The sequence below is a fragment of the Bordetella tumulicola genome (assembly GCF_965138755.1).
Classification (GTDB): domain Bacteria; phylum Pseudomonadota; class Gammaproteobacteria; order Burkholderiales; family Burkholderiaceae_B; genus Bordetella_A; species Bordetella_A tumulicola.
Genome location: NZ_CBCSFP010000002.1, coordinates 843,635 through 861,897, shown reverse-complemented (window position 1 = coordinate 861,897; position 18,263 = coordinate 843,635). Strand labels below are relative to the sequence as shown.

Below are 18,263 nucleotides of genomic sequence, written 5' to 3'. Positions count from 1 at the left end.
ATAAAAGCGAACGAGTTAGAGCACGGAGGCGTAAGCGGACAGAGCTACCGAGCCGCCGGTATGAAGAAAAACAACGTTGTGGTGAGGCGAAAACCTACCGGACCTGATGTCGGCGATCAGGCCCGCCATGGCCTTGCCGGTGTATACCGGATCCAGCAGAATGCCCTCCAACCGTCCCACAAGCTTGATCGCATCAATCGCCTCGACTGTCGCAATTCCGTATCCCTCACCAATATGAGAGTCATCGACCTCGATCCGATCGACGGGCACGGGCGCCATGTCCATGAGACTTGCCGCTCCGCCCGCGATGCTTTGAACGATTTTGACCATGCTCCGCGAGTCGAACCGCACGCTGTAGCCTCGTACACACGTCCGCTTGTCGCGGCAAAGCGCGGCAACCAGGCCTGCTTGCGTGCCTCCGCTTCCGGCTGCGTGCACGATGTAGTCGACCTCAATGCCCAGTTCGCAAGCTTGGGTGGTGATTTCCTTGGCGCAGTCCACGTATCCCATCGCGCCCAGTGGATTCGATCCGCCCCCGGCAACGACATAGGGCTTAAGCCCTTCCCGGATCAATTGCGTTTCCAGCGAGGCGACCGCGGTGGCTATGTCGGCGCCCGCGGGAAGCTCTTCGCAGAGCCGCGCTCCCAGGACACGATTCAACAGCGCATTGCCTGAGCGGTAGTATTCGCTGGGTTGGTTTTCCAGACGGCGTTCGAGCAGCAATACGCAGCCCAATCCCATCTGCGCCGCCGCCGCTGCGGTTTGCCGGGCATGGTTCGACTGGGTCGCACCCGTACCGATCAGCGTATCGGCGCCCTTGGCCATAGCGTCGGCGACCAGATACTCCAGTTTGCGCGCCTTGTTGCCACCGCCAGCCAGGCCAGTCAGGTCATCCCGTTTGATTAAGATTGTGGGGCCGCCCAGATGGGCGGAAAGGCGCGCGAGTGGCTCAAGGGCCGTGGCGTGGTTGGTGAAGCGGATTGTGGGAAGTGTATTCCGTTCCATCGGGCACCTCTCTTTACTGGTACGCAGCCGGCTGGGCGCTATCGGTGGGGTGAGCAATGACACGCTGTAGCGCCGGACTCATGGGTACATGCAGATTGACGCCTTTGGGTGGAATCGCCGACTCGAACCATTTGGCGTAAATGTCCTTGATCGTGCCGTCAGCAAAGATGGTCCGGAGCGCGTCGTCCACCTGCGCCTTGAAGGCGGGGTCATCCTTTCGCATCATCAAGGCATAGGGCTCAACCGACAACGGCTCCTTGGAAATCACAAACGCATCAGGTGTCTTTGAGTTGGCCACCAGGCCGGACAGCGTAATGTCATCGAGGAAGAACGCGGCGGCTCGGTCGGTTTCCATCATCAGGAAGCCTTCCGCAAAATCGCGTACTGGCGCGATGCGCATCGCGTACTGGCGCGTGGCGTTCAGTGCAGTGATTTGGCGTATGTTTGACGAGCCCGCAGTCGCAACGACCGCCTTGTTGGCCAATGCACTCAGGTCATTCAGGCCTGCGCTCTTCTTCGACACAAATCGGGTGCTGGACACAAAGATGGTCGAGGAAAACGCCACCTGTTTCTGGCGCTCGATGGTGTTCGATGTCGTGCCGCATTCAAGATCGATAGTGCCGTTGGCCATCAAGGGAATACGGTTGGACGACGCCACCTGCACCATCTTCACCTTGAGGTTGGGCAAGCCTAGGGTCGTCTTCAGGCTTTCCACGACCTTGAGACAGACATCCACCGAGTAACCGGCCACTTGATGCGAATCGATGAGATACGAGAACGGCAGAGCCGTCTCCTTCACGCCTAGCGCGATCTCGTTTTTTTCTTTGATCTTGGTGAGCGTATTGGACGGTTGAGCGGCGGCGCAAGCACACGCGAACAACGTGAGGGCTGCAACTAGGATAGGTGTTTTCAAGATGCTCTCCATATGTGCCGCAGCCTAGGAGTGGCGTTACGGACAATTTTGTACCGAAACAAAATTTGTTATTCAAATTATTGATCGATACATTAAGAGAGTCAATAGGGGAATGTGATCCCGATCTAGGGGAACATCTCGTCGCTGGAAATTTGCGGCTCTTGCGCAAGAGTGCGCGCGGCAAGCAATCCAAATTCTTGCAGTTCGACGACATCCTGCGCCGCGCTTACGCTGATGCGCACGGCTTTGTCAGAGTCGGCTCGGTGTGTGGCGAATGCTTCCGAGGGCGAAACTTGATAGCCGACGGTTTCCGCCCATCGACAGAAATTACTGGCGGTCCAGGGCTCGGGAAGCCTCAGCCAAGCGTGCGGGCTGAAGGCACTCGTGCGCAGGTCGAACCCGGCGAGAGCTTGTCGAAGCGCCTCGTTTCGGGCCTGGAGTTCGACCCGGCTTTCCTCCAGTACGCGCTCTGCGTGCCCCGAGGTGATCAATTGGGCCGCCACCTCGGCTGAAACCGGCGAAGCCATCCAGGTGGTGGCACGTACCGCCGCGGTCACGGCCGCGGTCAGTTGAGACGGAGTCTCCATGAAACCGACACGCAGGCCAGGCCCAAGGGTTTTAGAGAAGCTGGTGATCCGGATGACTCGTTCTGGTACCAGGGATGCCAAGGTAGGTAATGGCGTTTCAGAGAGGCAGCCGTACACATCGTCTTCCAACAGATGGACATCCGCCTGTTTTGCAAGGCTGGCGATTTCCCGGCGCCGATCCAGTGGCATGGTCGCAGTCGTAGGATTGTGGATACTCGGCACGCAAACAATGGCCTGGACAGAATGCCTGGAGATCGCTTCCTGCAGCGAGGCAGGCAGCATGCCGTGCTCGTCGATATCGACCGGCACCAGCTTCAATCCGAGTAGCGGAGCCACCGTTTTCAGGCCGGTATAGGTGAATCGCTCCGTCGCGATGCTATCGCCCGCCTTGGTACACGCCATCAACCCGCAGAGTAGGGCATGCTGCGCGCCATCTGTAACGATTACACGCGAAGGGTCTACCGAGGTGTCGGCGTTACGGCTGAGCCACAGCGCGCCCGCTTGCCGATGGGGCGCGCGTCCGGCGGGGTCGTCGTAGCGCAACAGTTCACTAAAAGACGGGGATTGGTGCAGCAACGCGAGGGTTTGCCCGATCTCCAGGCCCCAGTTTTTCGATACCGCTTGATGACCGCGCAAATCCGTCATCCGATGCCGCGCCTGCGGCGTGATTGGCATCGCGTCGGTGGAATCTGCTTCGTCGGGATCCTTCACGCGTGTTCCCCGGCGTGCACCGGTTTCGATGAGCCTTGCTCGCACGACTTCTCCAAAGGCGCGGGACACCGTGCCGACGGTCACGCCGAGCAGGGCCGAGAGTTCTCGGTTTGGAGGCAACTGGTCGCCGGGCTTGAGTTTGCCGCTCTGGATGTCGCGGGTCAGGGCTTGAGCGATTCGCTGGTACATCGGCCCCTTCGTTGTCGACAGATCCGGAACCCAGCCAGTTGAAATTTGCATGTATCGCCTTCTTTGGTGTTAAAGCATTCAGCGCAACGCTTGACAGACACGAATGTACCTGTCGATAATCGACACAATCAATTTTGTATCGCTACAAAACGGATTCAATCTATTTTACAGGGAAACAACATGCCGGAGATGATACACAGGGAGCGAGACAAGGGGCGGGGCGGTCATTATTCGCACGCCGTCCGCGCGGGCGACTTTGTTTTTGTATCAGGCCAGACGCCACGCGACGCCGATCGAGTAATCGTCGGCAAAACCATTGAAGAACAAACGTCAGTCACATTGGAAAACGTACGCTTGACTCTAGAAGCTGCGGGCGGAGGCTTGGAGCACGTGGTCAAGGTCGGCGTTTTCCTGTCCGATCTGGCTGACGCCCGCCGCTTCAACAAGATTTACTCGGAACACTTCCCGGCGTTCATGCCGGCACGCACAACCGTGGGCAGCGAGCTGAACGGCGTGCTGGTCGAGATCGATGTCGTGGCCTATATCCCAGAGTTGGCCGACGCGCGCGAGGTGGTCGTATGAGTCCGATCCTTCATGGCGTGATCCCTGCGGTCCCTACCCCCCTGAGTGCCGATGGCCAGCCGGATACAGCAAAGCTGGTGGCATTCATTGGCGATTTGTTCGACGCCGGTTGCCACGGCGTGAACCTGCTCGGCACGACCGGCGAGGCGACCTCTTTCGACCGCGCCACACGTTTGCAGGTGATGGAGGCAGTGGCCGTCGCGGGTTTCGCGCCGCGGATGATGGTAGGAACGGGTGCCACCGCCCTGGCTGACGCAGTGGCGTTGACCGGTGCCGCCGACGTCATGGGCTATGCAGGTGCCCTGCTGTTACCGCCCTTCTACTACACCAACATCGGCGACCAGGCGCTGGCGCAATACGTCGAGAAATTGGCCGATCTGGCGAGCATCAAAGACACCAGGCTTTATCTGTACAACATTCCGCAACTCACCGGGCTGCAGTACTCGCTTGATGTTGTCGAACGGTTAACGCGCAACCTTGGTGGGCTGCTGGCGGGTATCAAGGACAGCTCGGGAGACTTGCCGTATGCCGAGGCGATTGCCGCCAACTTCAGCGCGCTTGCCGTCTTCCCAAGTGACGAAGCGACGCTGCGGGATGCGTCGCAGAAAAAGTTCGCCGGCTGTATATCGGCGTCCGTCAACGTGTTTCCGCATTTGGCCTGCTCAACCTATCAATCTGGAGCACGCACCCCTGCAGACGTCTATGGGGTAATGGTCAACGTACGCAAGGTCTTGACCAATGCCCCGCTGGTACCGGCGGTCAAAGCTGCGTTGGCCTGGAGGCGCGGCGACGAGAGCTGGGCAACGATGAAACAGCCATTACTCCCCTTGAACTTGGAGCAACGTGCCCAATTGCATAGCGGACTGGCGAACGTGCAGATCGACTGATCCCTTCCCAGCGGCAAAGACCAACCGGCGTAATAAAAAAGAGACAAACTATGAACTACCACTGGAACTGGAAAATCTTTGCCGATCCAGCACCCGATGGAACCGGCACCTACATGGATAGCCTTCTGTCGGGACTGGGCTGGACCCTCACTACCGCACTACTGGCATGGTCAATCGCGGTGGTCCTCGGTGTAGTCGTTGGCGTACTGAAAACGACGGAATCAAAAGTGGCCCGCCGGATGGCGTTCGCCTATATAGAACTATTCCGCAATATTCCGCTGTTGGTCCAGATGTTCATCTGGTATTTCGTGGTGCCTGAGCTTCTACCTGGCTCGACAGGCCACTGGCTGAAGACCTTGTCGAACGGACCGTTGGTCGCGGCGGTCATCTGCCTTGGTTTCTTCACTTCGGCCCGGATTGCAGTCCAAGTGTCCGCAGGTATCGACTCGCTGCCCCGGGGCCAGCGCGCCGCGGCCAAAGCCCTGGGGTTGCGTGGGAGGCAGATTTACCGCTATGTACTCTTGCCGGTCGCCGGGCGGCGAATGCTACTGCCGCTGACAAACGAATTCTTGAACAACATGAAAAACACATCGGTGGCATTGACTATTGGCTTGGTCGAACTCACCGCCAGCGCGCGATCCATGCAGGAATTCTCTTATCAGGTGTTCGAGGCCTTTACCGCCGCGACGCTAATCTACCTGGTAGTGAATCTGTCGGCGGTAGGAGCCATCCGGCTGATTGAGTCGGCCGTCATGCCTGATCGGTCTTTCAGAGGCCGGTTGCAACGTAAACGGCAGGCGGCACATCATGCTTGAGTCCTTCGATTTTGGCGTGATCGGCCAAGCCCTGCCGTTCTTGTTCGGCGTGGGCATGGTCTTCACGATCAAACTAACGCTTCTGGCAATGGTTGGTGGATTGATCGTGGGAACGATGTTAGCGCTCATGCGACTATCGCACTCAGCCGTCTTGCGCCTGGTTGCTGGCGCTTATGTCAACTTCATCCGCTCTATCCCGTTGGTACTTGTCATTTTCTGGTTCTTCTTCCTGGTGCCATACATCGGAGGCTGGATCATGCGATCGGACACGCCTATCGAAGTCGGAGCATTCGGTTCGGCGCTCGTCACTTTCATTATGTTTGAGGCTGCGTATTACTGTGAAATCATGCGCGCCGGCATCCTGAGCGTGCCCCGAGGGCAGATACATGCCGCCCAGGCTCTGGGCATGAACTATCGCATGTCCATGGCGTACGTCATATTGCCGCAGGCGGTAAAAAATATGCTGCCCTTGTTGCTGACGCAGTCCATCATTCTTTTTCAGGAAGTCTCTCTTGTGTACGTCGTCTCGATCACCGATTTCGTCGGTGCCGCTGCCGTGATCGCTCAACGCGACGGGCGGCTCCTGGAGATGTACCTTTTCGTGGCCGTCGTCTATTTCGGCATCTGCTTCACCCTTTCATCCCTTGTCAGACGCATGCGTCGATTCCAGAGCGCCTAGAACATGATTGAGATCAATAATATTTCCAAGTGGTACGGTAATTTCCAGGTACTGAGCCAATGCAGCGCCACGGTCCAGAAAGGCGAAGTGGTGGTCGTGTGTGGGCCTTCGGGGTCGGGCAAGTCGACATTGATCAAGACGGTCAATGGGCTGGAACCTATTGATCAGGGCAGCATCGTGATCGATGGCGTTTCGGTTACGGCAAAAGGCACCAACCTTCCGAGCCTGCGCGCCCGCATCGGAATGGTGTTCCAGGGTTTCGAGCTGTTTCCTCACCTGAGCGTCCTTGAGAATATGCTTCTCGGCCAGATGAAAGTGCTCAAACGCGACCGCGAATCTGCCACCAAGAAAGCCACTACGTATCTGGATCGCGTGGGCTTAGCCGGTCACGCCGCGAAGTTTCCGAACCAGCTTTCGGGCGGACAGCAACAACGAATCGCGATCGCACGGGCTCTGGCGATGGACCCCATTGCGATGCTGTTCGACGAGCCGACGTCTGCTCTCGATCCGGAGATGATCAACGAGGTGCTTGACGTCATGGTCGGGTTGGCACGGGATGGCATGACCATGATGGTGGTGACGCACGAAATGAGTTTTGCAAAAAAAGTGGCCGATCGAGTTATTTTCATGGATGCCGGCGCAATCGTCGAGGACCGCGACAAGATCGCATTTTTTAATGAGCCGCGCTCATTACGAGCGCAGGAATTTCTTGGCAAGATTATTCATTAGCTTCAGCAATCGATCGCCCCACCTCTTCACATTGCGCAGATACAGACGTAGTGACAGGGAACGCCAGGCATCTAAGTGAAGTGTATTGGGGCTAAGGCGCTTCCTCATACCGCCGCACGATTCTGCTCAGCGCCAGTTGCGACTCGGCCAGGTATGCGGTCAGCTCCGACTCTGCCTCGGCGTAGTTGCCTTTGAGCAGGCATGCATATATGCGCGCCTCCCACTCGACCCACATGGGCTTCTGCACAATGCGCTCATCGGGGCCCGTCGTGAATATCAGCCGCAGCTGGGCGCAGATGTTCAGGAAAAACTCGTCAATCAAGCAACTGCCCAATACCGACACAAGCGCCTGATGGAAGGCCAGGCTAAGCGTGCCAACGTCCTGCCACCTACCCTGCTCGATGGCCTGCCGCGCCTGCGCGATGATGCCGCCCAGCTTATCCAGCAAGACGGGTCCGTATGCCGGGCCGCTGCGTATGGCGGAAAGCTGTACGATGCGTCGCGCCGTATAGATATCCTGCAGATCCCCCTCGCAGAAGGTCCGCACGAAAACGCCACGATGCCGGATCGCCGTGGCCAGACCGTCTCGTACCAGCAGGTGCAACACTTCCCGGATGCTGTTGCGTGATGCTGAGTATGCGTCGGCGATATCGACTTCAATCAACTGCTCGCCAGATGCCAGCCGGCCGCTGATGATGTCTTCTCGCAACCGGTTCCCGATTAGATCCACAACCGACAGATTAGCCGCATCAGCCTTCATCAATTACTGTGCCTCCCACTTCACGCGCCCCGGGTGCATGCCATGATGCCCCTTGTATCCAGAAACCTGGGGCGACTCCCATCCCCCCAGCACAGAGGCGTCCAACTCGTACACCTCCACGCCGAGCGGCCTACAGACATCGATGGGGTCCCGAGCATCCGGGCCCCATAAGGGTACCGACAAATCGCCTCCTGGGCAGGTGGACAGCGCGCACAGCAGGTCGATTTCAGCGAAGAACTCCAGATAATCACCCTTCTGGGCCGGGCAGGCTTTCATGAAATACTGATCATTGTCGTTCAGGCCGGTGCACTGGAAGACATTGAGCACGTCGTGCACGTCGAATTCCGTCAGTCCGTAGGGAATCACGGCACGTGTCAGATTCGAATGACAATGAAAATGAAAGTCCTCCCCTGTCAGCAATTTATTGACATAGGGGTCACAACGCGTACCCAACAGGTCATGAACGCGGCCACCGTCGCTGTCAGTACCATAATCGGCCAGCGAGTCGTCGGTGATCGTGACCAGCGGCCGCAGGAACGGCAGGTTGGACCAGAGCCGATCGTGGGTACTAACGTGCGCGCTTTGCAACTGGCGCGTGCGCGAGGCCCACATGCGCTCGCGCGGGTCGTGTCGGTTCCAGATATTCAGGTCAGCCACTTGCGGGCCCTCGATGGTGACGATGCGAAACAAATGGCCCTTCGGGACTTCCCATGCCCTGCCGCTGCGTATGGGTACCGTGAACGAGTCAACCAATTTGCGCGCGCTTTTGTCGCGCACGACACGATTGTAAAACGCCCTGTCCACGTCCAGCGTGGAACCTTCGCCAGCCTGATAAGCGGCAGGATAATTACCCATTTCCAGTCCTTTGTAGAAAACTCAGCCCAATTCGTAACTGCCGTCGGCATCGTGCGTCTCGCTTCCGACCAATGGCGGATTAAAGACGCAGACCAGACGCAAGTCACCCTTTGTGGCGCGCAGCACGTGCTTGTCGTGAAGATTCAGGGCGTACACGGTACCGGGCCTGATGAGATGGACTTCGCCTGTGGCCACGTCCTCGACCTCGCCTTCGCCAGCAAAGCAATAGTTGGTCTCGAAATGCTGCTTGTATTCCAAATGCAGCTCAGCGCCCTCTGCAACGGTGGTCTCGTGCACGGAATAACCCATGCCGTCGCCCTTGACGATCAGCCTGGCGCTATGCCAGCCGGGGCCACTGGCCTCTCTCGGCGTGCCGCGCAAACCGTCCGCATTAATGACTATCATTGATGACACCTTCTGTGTGATGTGGACTCAGGGTCCGCTCTAATAAACTCGCCACCCCGAGCAAGGACGCATCTTGGCCGGCCTTACCGGTTAGCAACAAGGCTGCCGGCCTATCGGACAGATCACCCAGCGGTATGCTGATGCTGGGCTTGCCCAAACGGTTGGCAATTTCTGTGAATGCAAAGGATTTTTTGTTAAGCGCAAGATATTGGCCTTCATCCTGCAAGGTCGATAACCGCGGCGGAAATATCGGGCTTGTCGGCGTCAGCATGGCATCAAACTCCTGCAACGCTGCTTCGTACTGCATGGCGCGCAGCGCCAGCACGCGCTGCGCCTCACCGTATTTCCATGCGGGCACCTGCGCACCGGCCTCGATGCGCCGTCTCACGAGCGGCTCGTAATGATCCCCGTACAGGACAAGCAAGTCCCGATGCAAAGCGTAAGCGTCGGCTGCAATCAGACCTCCCTCGGCAGAGATTGCACCGACGTCGGCAATGGCTGCAACTTCGCGGCGCGACACCTTGATGCCTTGCGCCCGCAAACGCTCGATAGCGCAATGAAAGAGCTCGAGCACGTCCGAATCGACGTCGGCGTGGAACACCCACTCTGGTACGCATAATGAAAGAAGCTCGGCGCGTTCTGGAATCGGATCCACGCCAGCGGTACATTCGTGCGGCTTGTTGCGCAGTGCTTCGTACGCGCGGGTGCAGACAGAAACCGACCTTGCGATGACCCCCGGCACGTCGAAGGACGGTGACAGGCCTAACATACCTTGCGTATCAAAATGGCCGGCGGTAGGCATCATGCCGACAACACCACAAAAGGCGGCGGGTATCCGTGCCGACCCGCTGGTGTCCGAGCACAACGCAAGATCAGCAAAGCCCAGCGCAACCGACACCGCGGCCCCCGAGCTAGACCCGCCCGCCACGTGCTCGTCATCCACGCACAGCGGTGTGCGGGGCGTGCCAAAGTGCGTGTTCACGCCCAGTGCGCCATAGGCGAACTCGGTCATGTTCGTTTGCGCAAAAATCAGCGCGCCGCTCTGGCGCAACCGCGACACCAGGGTCGCGNCCTCTTGTGCAGGCGGCGCAGCCAGCAAGGCGGCGGAGCCAGCGTGTGTCGTCCAACCCTTGACGTCAAAACACGCCTTGATAGTGCAGGTTAATCCGGCCAGGGGGCCTGGCTTTTCACCCGCGCTCAGTCGCTCGGCCAGCGTCGCGGCTTGAGCCCAGGCACCAGCCATATCCACATGGGTCAATGCCAGCGCAGCGGCTTCCCGATGCTGCCGAGTACGCGCGACGCATTGCGCCAAGTATGAATCCGAACAAGCAAGCTGTGTCATGTCGCGCACTCAATGCATCACCTGATGGAGAAAGTCCTTTACCCGTGGATCCTCCGTATTGCGCAAGGCTTCGGGTGTGGAATCGTACGCAATTGCACCGTCTTTCATGAAGATGACGCGATTCGATACAGAGAAAGCGAATTGCATTTCGTGAGTCACAATCAGCATGGTCATGCCTTCGGAGGCCAGTTGCTCCAGCACCTTCAGCACTTCACTGACCAGCTCCGGATCAAGCGCAGACGTGGGCTCGTCGAACAACATGATGGAGGGCTTCATCGCCAGCGCGCGGGCAATGGCCACCCTTTGCTGCTGACCACCGGACAACTGATGCGGATACTTGTTGGCATGCTCTATCAGGCCCACCTTGTACAACTGGGACAGTGCCAGAATGCGACGCGATCTTGTGCTTCCGCGCCTATGATAGGTGGGTGCCAGCATCACGTTCTCCAGCGCGGTCTTGTGCGGGAACAGATTAAAGCTTTGGAACACCATCCCAATGTCCAGAATCTGGTCGGCGGCGGATTTCTCACACTCTTCGCTGTGTTCGCCCAGAAAGTGCCGCCCATTGACCAGCACACTGCCCGTATCTATGGTCTCCAGCCCGTTCAGAGCGCGTATCAGCGAGGTCTTGCCAGAGCCCGATGGGCCGATAATAGATATGACGTCGCCTTGCCGTACCGTCAGGTCGATATTCTGTAGGGCATGATGGCTTGCGTAGTGCTTGTTGATGCCCCGCACCTGCAATACCGGCGTGTCGCTGACTTGCTGGCGTCGCTGTTCGCGGGCCTCAATCGCACTTTCCCGCAGCGCTTGGACCTCCTTGCGATCCGCATCGCTCAGGACAAAGGGTCGTGCTTTACGCTGGGTGACATCCAGAAAGGACTCCAGGCGGATCAATGCCTTATCAAACAAGGTCACAACAAGGACGTAATAGAAAGCCACGGCCAGCATGGTTTCGAATATCAGAAAGTTTTGCGTATACAGCCGCTGGCCGACCAACAAAATCTCCGTCAACGAAATCACCGACACCAACGATGTCAGCTTGACGATGGTGACGAACTCATTGCTCAGGGTAGGCAGTGCGATGCGTATGGCCTGTGGAATGACGATCAGCCGCTGTATGCCGCTATAACGGATCCCCAACGCCTTGCCCGCCTCATATTGCCCTTTCGGTACAGACAATATCCCGCCTCGGTGGATTTCGGCCATGTAGGCAGTTTCGCTTAACACCAGGGCAATCAGCCCAGCGTAGAACGGGCTGGCCAAGACGATGCTGGACGCTGGAAATACCTGTGGCAGGTTATAGACAAATACCAGGAGCACCAACAGCGGCAAGCTGCGGAAGAACCAGATATAGATGCGAGCCGGCCAGTTAAGCGGCGCTATCCGTGATTGTTTGGCCAAGGCCAGCACGAACCCTACCGCCCCGGCAATCAACCAGGCGCTGATGCTAAGCTGGGCAACTGTCCAGCAAGCGCGCCAGAAATCGGAATCCCACAGTAGGCTGTAGGTATAAGTCCAATCGAAATCCATGAGTTCCCTTTAACGCGACTTCGTGTGGCAACCTACTTCTTGGGTGTCAGGGAATCCTTGATTTCCTGCTCGGTCGGCGCGTCAAGACCATATTTTTTCAGCAAGGCCTCGTACTCGCCGCTATCGCGAGCATCCGCCAGAGCCTTGCTGAGCGCGTCGCGCAGCTCGGGCTTATCCTTGTTGACGCCCAGGCCGATGACGATAGGGTAAATAAGCCCTTTGGAAGTGACCTTGATATCGTCCTTCATGTTGGTGACCATCTGATGCGCTACCGCCGCGTCCTCCATCATGACGTCCGCCGCGCCCGACTTCAGTGCCAGCAAGGCTTCAGGCGATGTGGGGAATTCCATGATCCGTATGGGCTGTTTGCCAGCTTCCTTACAAGTGGATTCCGATACGGCGGTCAGCTTGGGCGTCCAGGATGCAGCCTTGATCGTACTGACCTTCATGCCGCACAAATCCGCGGGAACGGCGGGGCTGTTCTTGCTGGTGTTCAAAACGATTAATGACGAGCCCGTTTTCAAGTACGGCACATAGTCGATCTGTTTAGCCCGCTCAGGGGTGACATACAGGGCCGACGCGACCATATCAAAGCGGTTGGCTCGCAAACCCAGGACAAGATCAGCAAATCGGGTATCGAGGATATTGGCCTTCAGCCCGAGCTTCTTGGCCATCAGGCGGCTGAAATCAGGGTCAAAGCCCGCCGGCACTTTGTCTTCGAAATAGGCATAAGGGGGATAAGTAAGGTCCGTACCCACCGTCAGGACGCCCTCTTTTACCGTGGTCTGCGCTTGTAGCGATTGCATGCTGACCATCGCCACCATGGACAAAGCCAATCTCAAGAATATTTTTGCCGTCGTGCGCGTACCAGCGCTACGCCCGAAACACTTAGCTGCTTGTGCAGTCGATGTCATTACTGTCTCCTCTTAAAATTGTTGAACAATTATTGTTGAACAATCCTAAGGTCGGCAATTCGGGTTTTACCTTAGTACGAGCGGGACCCGTAGCGATATACATTGCGCCACGGCTTGCTTCAAGTTTGACGTTTAAGAGTCCAAAGCCTTCACCTGCAGTATCAACGCCCTAGATCGCCCACGCCTCGCCCAAAGCGATCACAGAGAAAATCGACAAACACCCGCACTTTTGCGGGCAGATGGCGGCGGCTCGGGAAAACTGCCAATAAATCCGGATCGACGGATTCGACGTGCGGCAGAATCCTCTGTAGTCGACCAGCGGCCAGATCTTTCTCTACGACGAACAGCGGCGATCGGATAATGCCGATACCGGCCATACCAGCCAGCCGTAGCGTGTTGGCATCGGTGGAGCGCAAACGTCCCGACACCCGTACGCTGCGCTCGCCCTCGGCGGTACGGAAACGCCATTCCACCAACTCATCTCGACTGGCGTACAGCAGACATTCGCGACTGGCCAACTCGTCTATTGTTTGCGGCACACCCTGCACGCGCAGATATTCTGGCGAGGCGCAAACCACGCGATGCAAGGTCGTGATTTTTCGTCCGATGACGGACTGACTGACGGGGGGATGAAACTGCAGCGCGACGTCGTAGTTTTCCTCGACCAAATCGACCAGCCGCTCGCTCAAATTGACTTGTACATCCAGCTTGGGATGTTTGCGCATGAAATCGGGCAGCACGTGCGCGACGCGCCATGTCCAGAAATGCATGGTCGATGCCACACGCAGGACACCTTTTGCCTCGGTCGTACCGGCAGTCGCCAACTGCGCCGTTTGCTCGAGCTCGGCCAGAATACGTGAGAACCGCTCGAAACACATTTCTCCAATCTCGGTCAGTCGATGACGACGAGTGGTGCGATCCAGCAGTCGCGCCTCGAGATGATTTTCGAGCAACGCCAAATGGCGACTGACGGCGGCGGCCGATATCTGCAATCGCTCCGCCGCCGGGGCCAGTCCCCCGGCCTCCACTATGGTGACAAAGGTACGAATCGCGCCGAAGAGGTCCATGCCGGGCATGATAACGCCACTATTCAGTGAAAACACCTAAACCGAACACAGCCGCTCGACTCAGACCTGCACTGGCGAACTGACCCGTTTCGCGGCGTGCGCGCCTGCAATGCGGCCAAACGTCGCCCCCCGCAACACCGAGGTCGCCGCCGGGTAACGCCGATAATAGACACCTGTCATCGCGCCCGCAGCGTACAAGTTCGGAATGACATCACCATCGCTATTAAGCACCTGCGCACTAGCGTTGGTCTTGACGCCACCAAAGGTAATGATGCCCGAGGGAATCAACGGATACGCGATGAACGGCGGGGTATCAATGGGGCGGGCCCAGTTACTCTTGGCTGGCATGACACCCACCGTCGATAACCCATCCGCTTTGGACGGCACGAATGACGCAAGCTGCCCTACCGGGCATCCCTTATTAAACGCCTGCACCGTCTGTTCCAACACGCCGACGGGCACATCGAGCTTACGCGCCAAGTCATGCAGACTGTCCGCCTGTATGGGCGGCACATCGCTCAGCACCGCCCGGACATAGTTCGGCACATCGTTGATCTTTGCATCCAGAATGGCATAGCCGACGCTATTGGGCTGCTTCTGTATCGCCCAGCAGATCCGATCATAATTGTTGTAGTCCGCCCCGCTGCCTTCGTCGCAAAAGCGCGTCCCCAGTCGATTCACCACAATACCAAACGGAAAAATCAACACCTTGGCCTCCGCGCGCGCGGATCGCTCGTCTACGGGAGTCGAGTGATACGCGCCGAAATCACCAGCAGGCGACGCCCCCACCTCAAATGCCATGCGTATGCCTTCGCCACGGTTGTAATGCGCCCCGCGGGCGACAGGACGGATACCCGCAGCCCCTGGGCCGACATAGCGGGCCAGCATCTCCGGCGACCCCTCGAACCCCCCGCTGGCCAGTACCACGGCCTTGGCCAGAAAATCGATGGGACTGTTGCCCCGACCGACCGCATGCAGACCGGAGATCACACCCGCCGTTTCGATCAAGCGACGTCCCGTTGTTTCGTAAAAGAACGCGACACCGCCGTCACGCGCCACATTACCCAACGCCTCGAGCATTGCGGCCCCACCACCGCTGGGCGTGATCATCGGCATGGACGCAAGCGTGATTTGCGGCAGCATCGTCGGGATGAAGCGCACGCCGTGTCCCTTTATCCACTGAATCGTCGGAACGGCCTCGCGCGACAGGGTCGCCAAGTAATCCGTATCGGTCACGGACATCGATCGCACCACATTGCCCCAGGTATCCGATGCGCTATCCATCTCGGCGATCAACCCTGGATCGGGATTAGCACTGGCGACTTCAGCCATCGCCTCATCGAAATCGTCCGACAACTCCGTTTCACTTTTGAGTCGCAGAAAGGCTTCCGTATACCGTGTGCAGCCGCCACTTTCTGCCTCGCTAGCGCGCTCGAGTACCGCCACTCTCGCCCCCGCCTCCATGGCGGCGACAGCGGCCGAGAGCCCGGCAATGCCATGCCCTAGAACGACCACATCAAAATCATGAGTTTCAATCATTTGTCTTTCCCCTGGTACTGACCGAAAGGTCATCACGCCAAACCAAAAATCTCAATCACGCGTGCGACCGACCGCCGCCAGATCCACGCCAGGCACCATGCCGGCGATACTGAACCCGCCGTCAATCGGTAACACCACCCCGGTCATAAAAGCCGCCGCTGGGGAGGCCAGAAACAAGGCCGCAGCGGACACGTCGTCCTGCGTGCCGATACGACCCAGTGCGGTGCGGCGGCGCCGCTCTTCCCATCCGGCGTCATCGAGATTGGCATTCGACATGGCAGACGGGATAGCCGACGGCGCCAAGGAATTCACCCGGATACCCATCGGTCCGAGCTCCACCGCCAGCGCTCGCGTCATCGCATCTAGCCCACCTTTTAGCGAGGCATAGGCACTGCTATAAGCGACGCCGGTCAGCGCCACGACCGACGAAATATTGATAATGACGCCCCGCCCTGCCCGCCGCATCGGCTCTGCCACGCTCTGACTCAACAGCAGCGGCCCTTTTAGACCCACAGAAAGCATGCGATCAATGACCGCGGACTCAATCTCATCCAACGGGCCGTATTTCGCAAAGACCGCGCAATTCACCAGCACACTGAGCGAATTGAATTGCTGCAGCGTGGCTTGCACCGCCGCCTGGCCACTATAGGCATCCACCACATCCAGCAATGTCGCCTCTGCCTCGCCACCACCCGCCTGAATTTCAGCGGCGACCTCTCGTGCACCGGCCTCGTTGATATCCGCGACCATGACTCGACACCCTGCCTGCGCATAGGCCAGTGCGATGGCGCGCCCTAGTCCCTGTGCCGCACCAGTGACCAATGCAACTTCCCCCGCCAGGATCATGCTGTCGCTCCAAAAACGTCATCTCTGGAATTCACGACACGACAAAACCTGCTCAATGACTGGATGGAGTTTGCGTGCTCCTCTGCCGAATGCGCGGCGCAACAGTCTTCGAGCAAGACAACATCAAAATCACGATCATGTGCATCGCGCACGGTGGCTTGCACCACAGCCTGGGTAGACACGCCCGAACAATAGATGCGCTCGATACGCATCGCCCGAATTTGCGCCATCAGCGTCGTCGCATAAAACGGGCTGACACGATGCTTGATGACGTGCACATCCGTATCGCGCGCCCCCAGGTCCGGATGCAGTTCTGCCCCTCGTGCTCCCAATCGGAATAAGCCAGCAGCCGGCGCTCCGGAGAATATCGGTGAGTCTTTCGGGCACTCATGGTAGTCGCTGGAAAACCCGACCCGCACAAACCCGATGGCGATACCTGCCCCGCGTGCCGCGCCTATGGCGTCAGCAGTCCGAGCGACGATGTCTCGGCTACGAGCCTGCTGCGCAAGGGGGCTCAGCGGGACTCCCGCTGCGGGATTGATGAGATCATTCTGCATGTCCAGGACGAGATAAATAGCATTCAAAACGAATCCTCTTTGGGTTTGATGTTGTGACAGTGAATCGAAATCGCGAGCGGCTCTGCACGGCTACGCCTGACGTGCCCGACACATCGAACACGCCCAGCTCGCAACAACAACCTGAATGATTGGGACGACGCTCAGCCGTCCAGTTTGATATTGGCGTTCGAGATCACATCCCCCCAACGTACCGTATCTGACTCAATAAACTGCTGCAGTTCGCCAGGGCTCATCGGCGGATGCACATCCACCCCCAACGCCCGGAAATTCGCGACCGCATCCGGCGATTGAGTAATGGCATTGATAGCAGCCGCCACACGCTGTACGACAGATTGCGGCGTCTTGGCCGGTGCCACGACGGCGAACCAGTTCACAACGTTGATGCCCTGGATACCCAAGTCATTCATCCCTGGTGTATCTGGCAACACGAAAAACCGGTCACGAGTCATCATGGAATAAACCTTGATCTTTCCATCGGCGCTCAGTGCCTTGGCGCGCGCAGCAGGCAACACCATCAAGTCCACCTGACCCGCCATCAGGGCATTCACGGCGGGTGCCTCGCCCTGAAACGGCACATGCAGCATCTGCAACTGGTATTGCCCCTTTAGCATTTCCATACCGATCTGCGACGTGCTGCCGACGCCCCACGATGCAAAGGTCAACTCACCCGGCCGAGCCTTCGCCAGCGCGATCACGTCTTGCAGCGTACCGGCCCGTAAATCAGCACGAGAAACCAAGGCAAACGGATTCACGGCAAACGGGGCCACTGCCGTAAACGCCTTTATCGGGTCGTAAGACAAATCCGAATAGACGTGAGGATTAATAGCGTGGGTTTCCGCACTGGCAACGAACAGCGTGTAGCCATCTGCAGTCGCGGACGCAGCGTAGTCTGTGCCAATCCGGCCATTCGCACCGCTCCGGTTTTCCACGATGATCGTCGTGTCTAGTTGCTTGCTCAACCGCGTGGCCAGAATGCGGCTGGCCGCATCAGTGACACCGCCCACTGGCCAAGGCACCACCAACTTGATAGGGCGTCCGGCTGGATAATCCTGGGCCAGGCTAGGCGCTGTCATCCCCAGGCCGATGGCCAGCATACCCACGCAGCGCACAAAGGCGCGAGTGGCATGAGATAGCACACATAAAGCAGCATTCCCCATCATTTGTCTCCGTCATTCTCATTGTGCGGAGAAGTGTCTCATTCGGGAATGCGCAACGAAAGACCAATTTCCGAGATGGATTCCTACGCAAAGCGTAAGAATCCACGAATTGAACGCTGGATGCCTCGTATGCGTAAGCTCCCCCTTCGAGTAGACATAGGGTTGTAGAA

19 protein-coding genes and 1 pseudogene are annotated in these 18,263 nt (G+C 58.1%); 5 read left to right on the top strand and 15 right to left on the bottom strand.

What is annotated here, in order from left to right; genetic code table 11:
- Positions 1-15: 15 nt before the first annotated feature.
- From ACNAZS_RS09770 to ACNAZS_RS09760, 3 genes are all read right to left on the bottom strand, one after another.
- On the bottom strand, positions 16-1,005 hold the full coding sequence (locus tag ACNAZS_RS09770) for a D-cysteine desulfhydrase family protein (protein WP_415788654.1): 990 nt from the start codon (positions 1,003-1,005) through the stop codon (positions 16-18).
- Positions 1,006-1,018: 13 nt separating this feature from the next.
- The gene (locus tag ACNAZS_RS09765; protein ID WP_415788652.1) at positions 1,019-1,918 is read right to left on the bottom strand and encodes an amino acid ABC transporter substrate-binding protein; all 900 of its coding nucleotides are present in this window, start codon (positions 1,916-1,918) and stop codon (positions 1,019-1,021) included.
- A gap of 125 nt (positions 1,919-2,043) precedes the next feature.
- Positions 2,044-3,456: an aminotransferase-like domain-containing protein gene (locus ACNAZS_RS09760; protein ID WP_415788650.1), complete on the bottom strand. Its 1,413-nt coding sequence runs from the start codon at positions 3,454-3,456 to the stop codon at positions 2,044-2,046.
- A 129-nt stretch (positions 3,457-3,585) separates the two neighbouring features.
- Between ACNAZS_RS09760 and ACNAZS_RS09755 the strand changes: the two genes are divergently transcribed.
- From ACNAZS_RS09755 to ACNAZS_RS09735, 5 genes are read left to right on the top strand one after another with little or no spacing between them, the layout of a single operon-like run.
- The gene (locus ACNAZS_RS09755) at positions 3,586-3,987 is read left to right on the top strand and encodes a RidA family protein (protein WP_415788894.1); all 402 of its coding nucleotides are present in this window, start codon (positions 3,586-3,588) and stop codon (positions 3,985-3,987) included.
- On the top strand, positions 3,984-4,874 hold the full coding sequence (locus ACNAZS_RS09750) for a dihydrodipicolinate synthase family protein (protein ID WP_415788648.1): 891 nt from the start codon (positions 3,984-3,986) through the stop codon (positions 4,872-4,874). Before ACNAZS_RS09755 ends, ACNAZS_RS09750 begins: the two co-directional genes overlap by 4 nt.
- A gap of 50 nt (positions 4,875-4,924) precedes the next feature.
- Entirely contained in the window at positions 4,925-5,689 is a 765-nt protein-coding gene (locus tag ACNAZS_RS09745) for an amino acid ABC transporter permease (protein ID WP_415788646.1), read from the top strand.
- Positions 5,682-6,368 (top strand): amino acid ABC transporter permease, encoded by a 687-nt coding sequence (locus ACNAZS_RS09740; RefSeq protein ID WP_415788644.1) that lies wholly within the window; start codon positions 5,682-5,684, stop codon positions 6,366-6,368. The genes ACNAZS_RS09745 and ACNAZS_RS09740 overlap by 8 nt, the downstream gene beginning before the upstream one ends.
- Positions 6,369-6,371: 3 nt before the next feature.
- The gene (locus ACNAZS_RS09735) at positions 6,372-7,097 is read left to right on the top strand and encodes an amino acid ABC transporter ATP-binding protein (protein WP_415788642.1); all 726 of its coding nucleotides are present in this window, start codon (positions 6,372-6,374) and stop codon (positions 7,095-7,097) included.
- A gap of 91 nt (positions 7,098-7,188) precedes the next feature.
- On the opposite strand, the gene ACNAZS_RS09730 is transcribed toward ACNAZS_RS09735, so the two are convergent.
- The 12 genes and pseudogenes from ACNAZS_RS09730 to ACNAZS_RS09675 form a co-directional block, all read right to left on the bottom strand.
- Positions 7,189-7,857, bottom strand: coding sequence for a GntR family transcriptional regulator (locus ACNAZS_RS09730; RefSeq protein WP_415788892.1), 669 nt, complete (start codon positions 7,855-7,857; stop codon positions 7,189-7,191).
- Between the two features lie 3 nt (positions 7,858-7,860).
- A complete protein-coding gene (locus ACNAZS_RS09725) occupies positions 7,861-8,712 on the bottom strand; it encodes an urea carboxylase-associated family protein (RefSeq protein WP_415788640.1) in 852 nt (283 codons plus the stop codon).
- A gap of 21 nt (positions 8,713-8,733) precedes the next feature.
- Positions 8,734-9,117 (bottom strand): ectoine synthase, encoded by a 384-nt coding sequence (locus ACNAZS_RS09720; protein ID WP_415788638.1) that lies wholly within the window; start codon positions 9,115-9,117, stop codon positions 8,734-8,736.
- A pseudogene (locus ACNAZS_RS09715) lies at positions 9,104-10,187 on the bottom strand (amidase); the annotation flags it as partial. The gene ACNAZS_RS09720 and the pseudogene ACNAZS_RS09715, both read right to left, overlap by 14 nt.
- Before the next feature lies 1 nt (position 10,188).
- The coding region (locus ACNAZS_RS09710) for an amidase family protein (protein WP_415788636.1) at positions 10,189-10,459 on the bottom strand (271 nt) is incomplete at its 3' end.
- 9 nt (positions 10,460-10,468) lie between these two features.
- Positions 10,469-11,992, bottom strand: coding sequence for an amino acid ABC transporter permease/ATP-binding protein (locus tag ACNAZS_RS09705; RefSeq protein WP_415788634.1), 1,524 nt, complete (start codon positions 11,990-11,992; stop codon positions 10,469-10,471).
- 32 nt (positions 11,993-12,024) lie between these two features.
- Positions 12,025-12,906 carry an ABC transporter substrate-binding protein gene (locus ACNAZS_RS09700; protein ID WP_415788632.1) on the bottom strand — a complete coding sequence of 294 codons (882 nt, stop codon included), beginning with the start codon at positions 12,904-12,906 and terminating at the stop codon, positions 12,025-12,027.
- Between the two features lie 161 nt (positions 12,907-13,067).
- Positions 13,068-13,982 (bottom strand): LysR family transcriptional regulator, encoded by a 915-nt coding sequence (locus ACNAZS_RS09695; protein WP_415788630.1) that lies wholly within the window; start codon positions 13,980-13,982, stop codon positions 13,068-13,070.
- Between the two features lie 51 nt (positions 13,983-14,033).
- Entirely contained in the window at positions 14,034-15,512 is a 1,479-nt protein-coding gene (locus ACNAZS_RS09690) for an FAD-dependent oxidoreductase (protein ID WP_415788628.1), read from the bottom strand.
- A gap of 51 nt (positions 15,513-15,563) precedes the next feature.
- Positions 15,564-16,358, bottom strand: coding sequence for an SDR family NAD(P)-dependent oxidoreductase (locus ACNAZS_RS09685; RefSeq protein ID WP_415788626.1), 795 nt, complete (start codon positions 16,356-16,358; stop codon positions 15,564-15,566).
- Entirely contained in the window at positions 16,355-16,942 is a 588-nt protein-coding gene (locus ACNAZS_RS09680) for a cysteine hydrolase family protein (RefSeq protein WP_415788624.1), read from the bottom strand. Before ACNAZS_RS09680 ends, ACNAZS_RS09685 begins: the two co-directional genes overlap by 4 nt.
- A gap of 134 nt (positions 16,943-17,076) precedes the next feature.
- The gene (locus ACNAZS_RS09675; protein ID WP_415788622.1) at positions 17,077-18,096 is read right to left on the bottom strand and encodes a Bug family tripartite tricarboxylate transporter substrate binding protein; all 1,020 of its coding nucleotides are present in this window, start codon (positions 18,094-18,096) and stop codon (positions 17,077-17,079) included.
- Positions 18,097-18,263 lie beyond the last annotated feature (167 nt).

Excerpts from the sequence above, each read along its gene's own strand:
- ACNAZS_RS09745 (WP_415788646.1), top strand. The coding sequence starts at position 4,925 with ATGAACTACCACTGGAACTGGAAAATCTTTGCCGATCCAGCACCCGAT.
- ACNAZS_RS09730 (WP_415788892.1), bottom strand. The coding sequence starts at position 7,857 with ATGAAGGCTGATGCGGCTAATCTGTCGGTTGTGGATCTAATCGGGAAC.
- ACNAZS_RS09750 (WP_415788648.1), top strand. The coding sequence starts at position 3,984 with ATGAGTCCGATCCTTCATGGCGTGATCCCTGCGGTCCCTACCCCCCTG.
- ACNAZS_RS09700 (WP_415788632.1), bottom strand. The coding sequence starts at position 12,906 with ATGACATCGACTGCACAAGCAGCTAAGTGTTTCGGGCGTAGCGCTGGT.
- ACNAZS_RS09735 (WP_415788642.1), top strand. The coding sequence starts at position 6,372 with ATGATTGAGATCAATAATATTTCCAAGTGGTACGGTAATTTCCAGGTA.
- ACNAZS_RS09720 (WP_415788638.1), bottom strand. The coding sequence starts at position 9,117 with ATGATAGTCATTAATGCGGACGGTTTGCGCGGCACGCCGAGAGAGGCC.
- ACNAZS_RS09770 (WP_415788654.1), bottom strand. The coding sequence starts at position 1,005 with ATGGAACGGAATACACTTCCCACAATCCGCTTCACCAACCACGCCACG.
- ACNAZS_RS09760 (WP_415788650.1), bottom strand. The coding sequence starts at position 3,456 with ATGCAAATTTCAACTGGCTGGGTTCCGGATCTGTCGACAACGAAGGGG.
- ACNAZS_RS09705 (WP_415788634.1), bottom strand. The coding sequence starts at position 11,992 with ATGGATTTCGATTGGACTTATACCTACAGCCTACTGTGGGATTCCGAT.
- ACNAZS_RS09675 (WP_415788622.1), bottom strand. The coding sequence starts at position 18,096 with ATGATGGGGAATGCTGCTTTATGTGTGCTATCTCATGCCACTCGCGCC.
- ACNAZS_RS09685 (WP_415788626.1), bottom strand. The coding sequence starts at position 16,358 with ATGATCCTGGCGGGGGAAGTTGCATTGGTCACTGGTGCGGCACAGGGA.
- ACNAZS_RS09725 (WP_415788640.1), bottom strand. The coding sequence starts at position 8,712 with ATGGGTAATTATCCTGCCGCTTATCAGGCTGGCGAAGGTTCCACGCTG.
- ACNAZS_RS09690 (WP_415788628.1), bottom strand. The coding sequence starts at position 15,512 with ATGATTGAAACTCATGATTTTGATGTGGTCGTTCTAGGGCATGGCATT.
- ACNAZS_RS09695 (WP_415788630.1), bottom strand. The coding sequence starts at position 13,982 with ATGCCCGGCATGGACCTCTTCGGCGCGATTCGTACCTTTGTCACCATA.
- ACNAZS_RS09740 (WP_415788644.1), top strand. The coding sequence starts at position 5,682 with ATGCTTGAGTCCTTCGATTTTGGCGTGATCGGCCAAGCCCTGCCGTTC.
- ACNAZS_RS09755 (WP_415788894.1), top strand. The coding sequence starts at position 3,586 with ATGCCGGAGATGATACACAGGGAGCGAGACAAGGGGCGGGGCGGTCAT.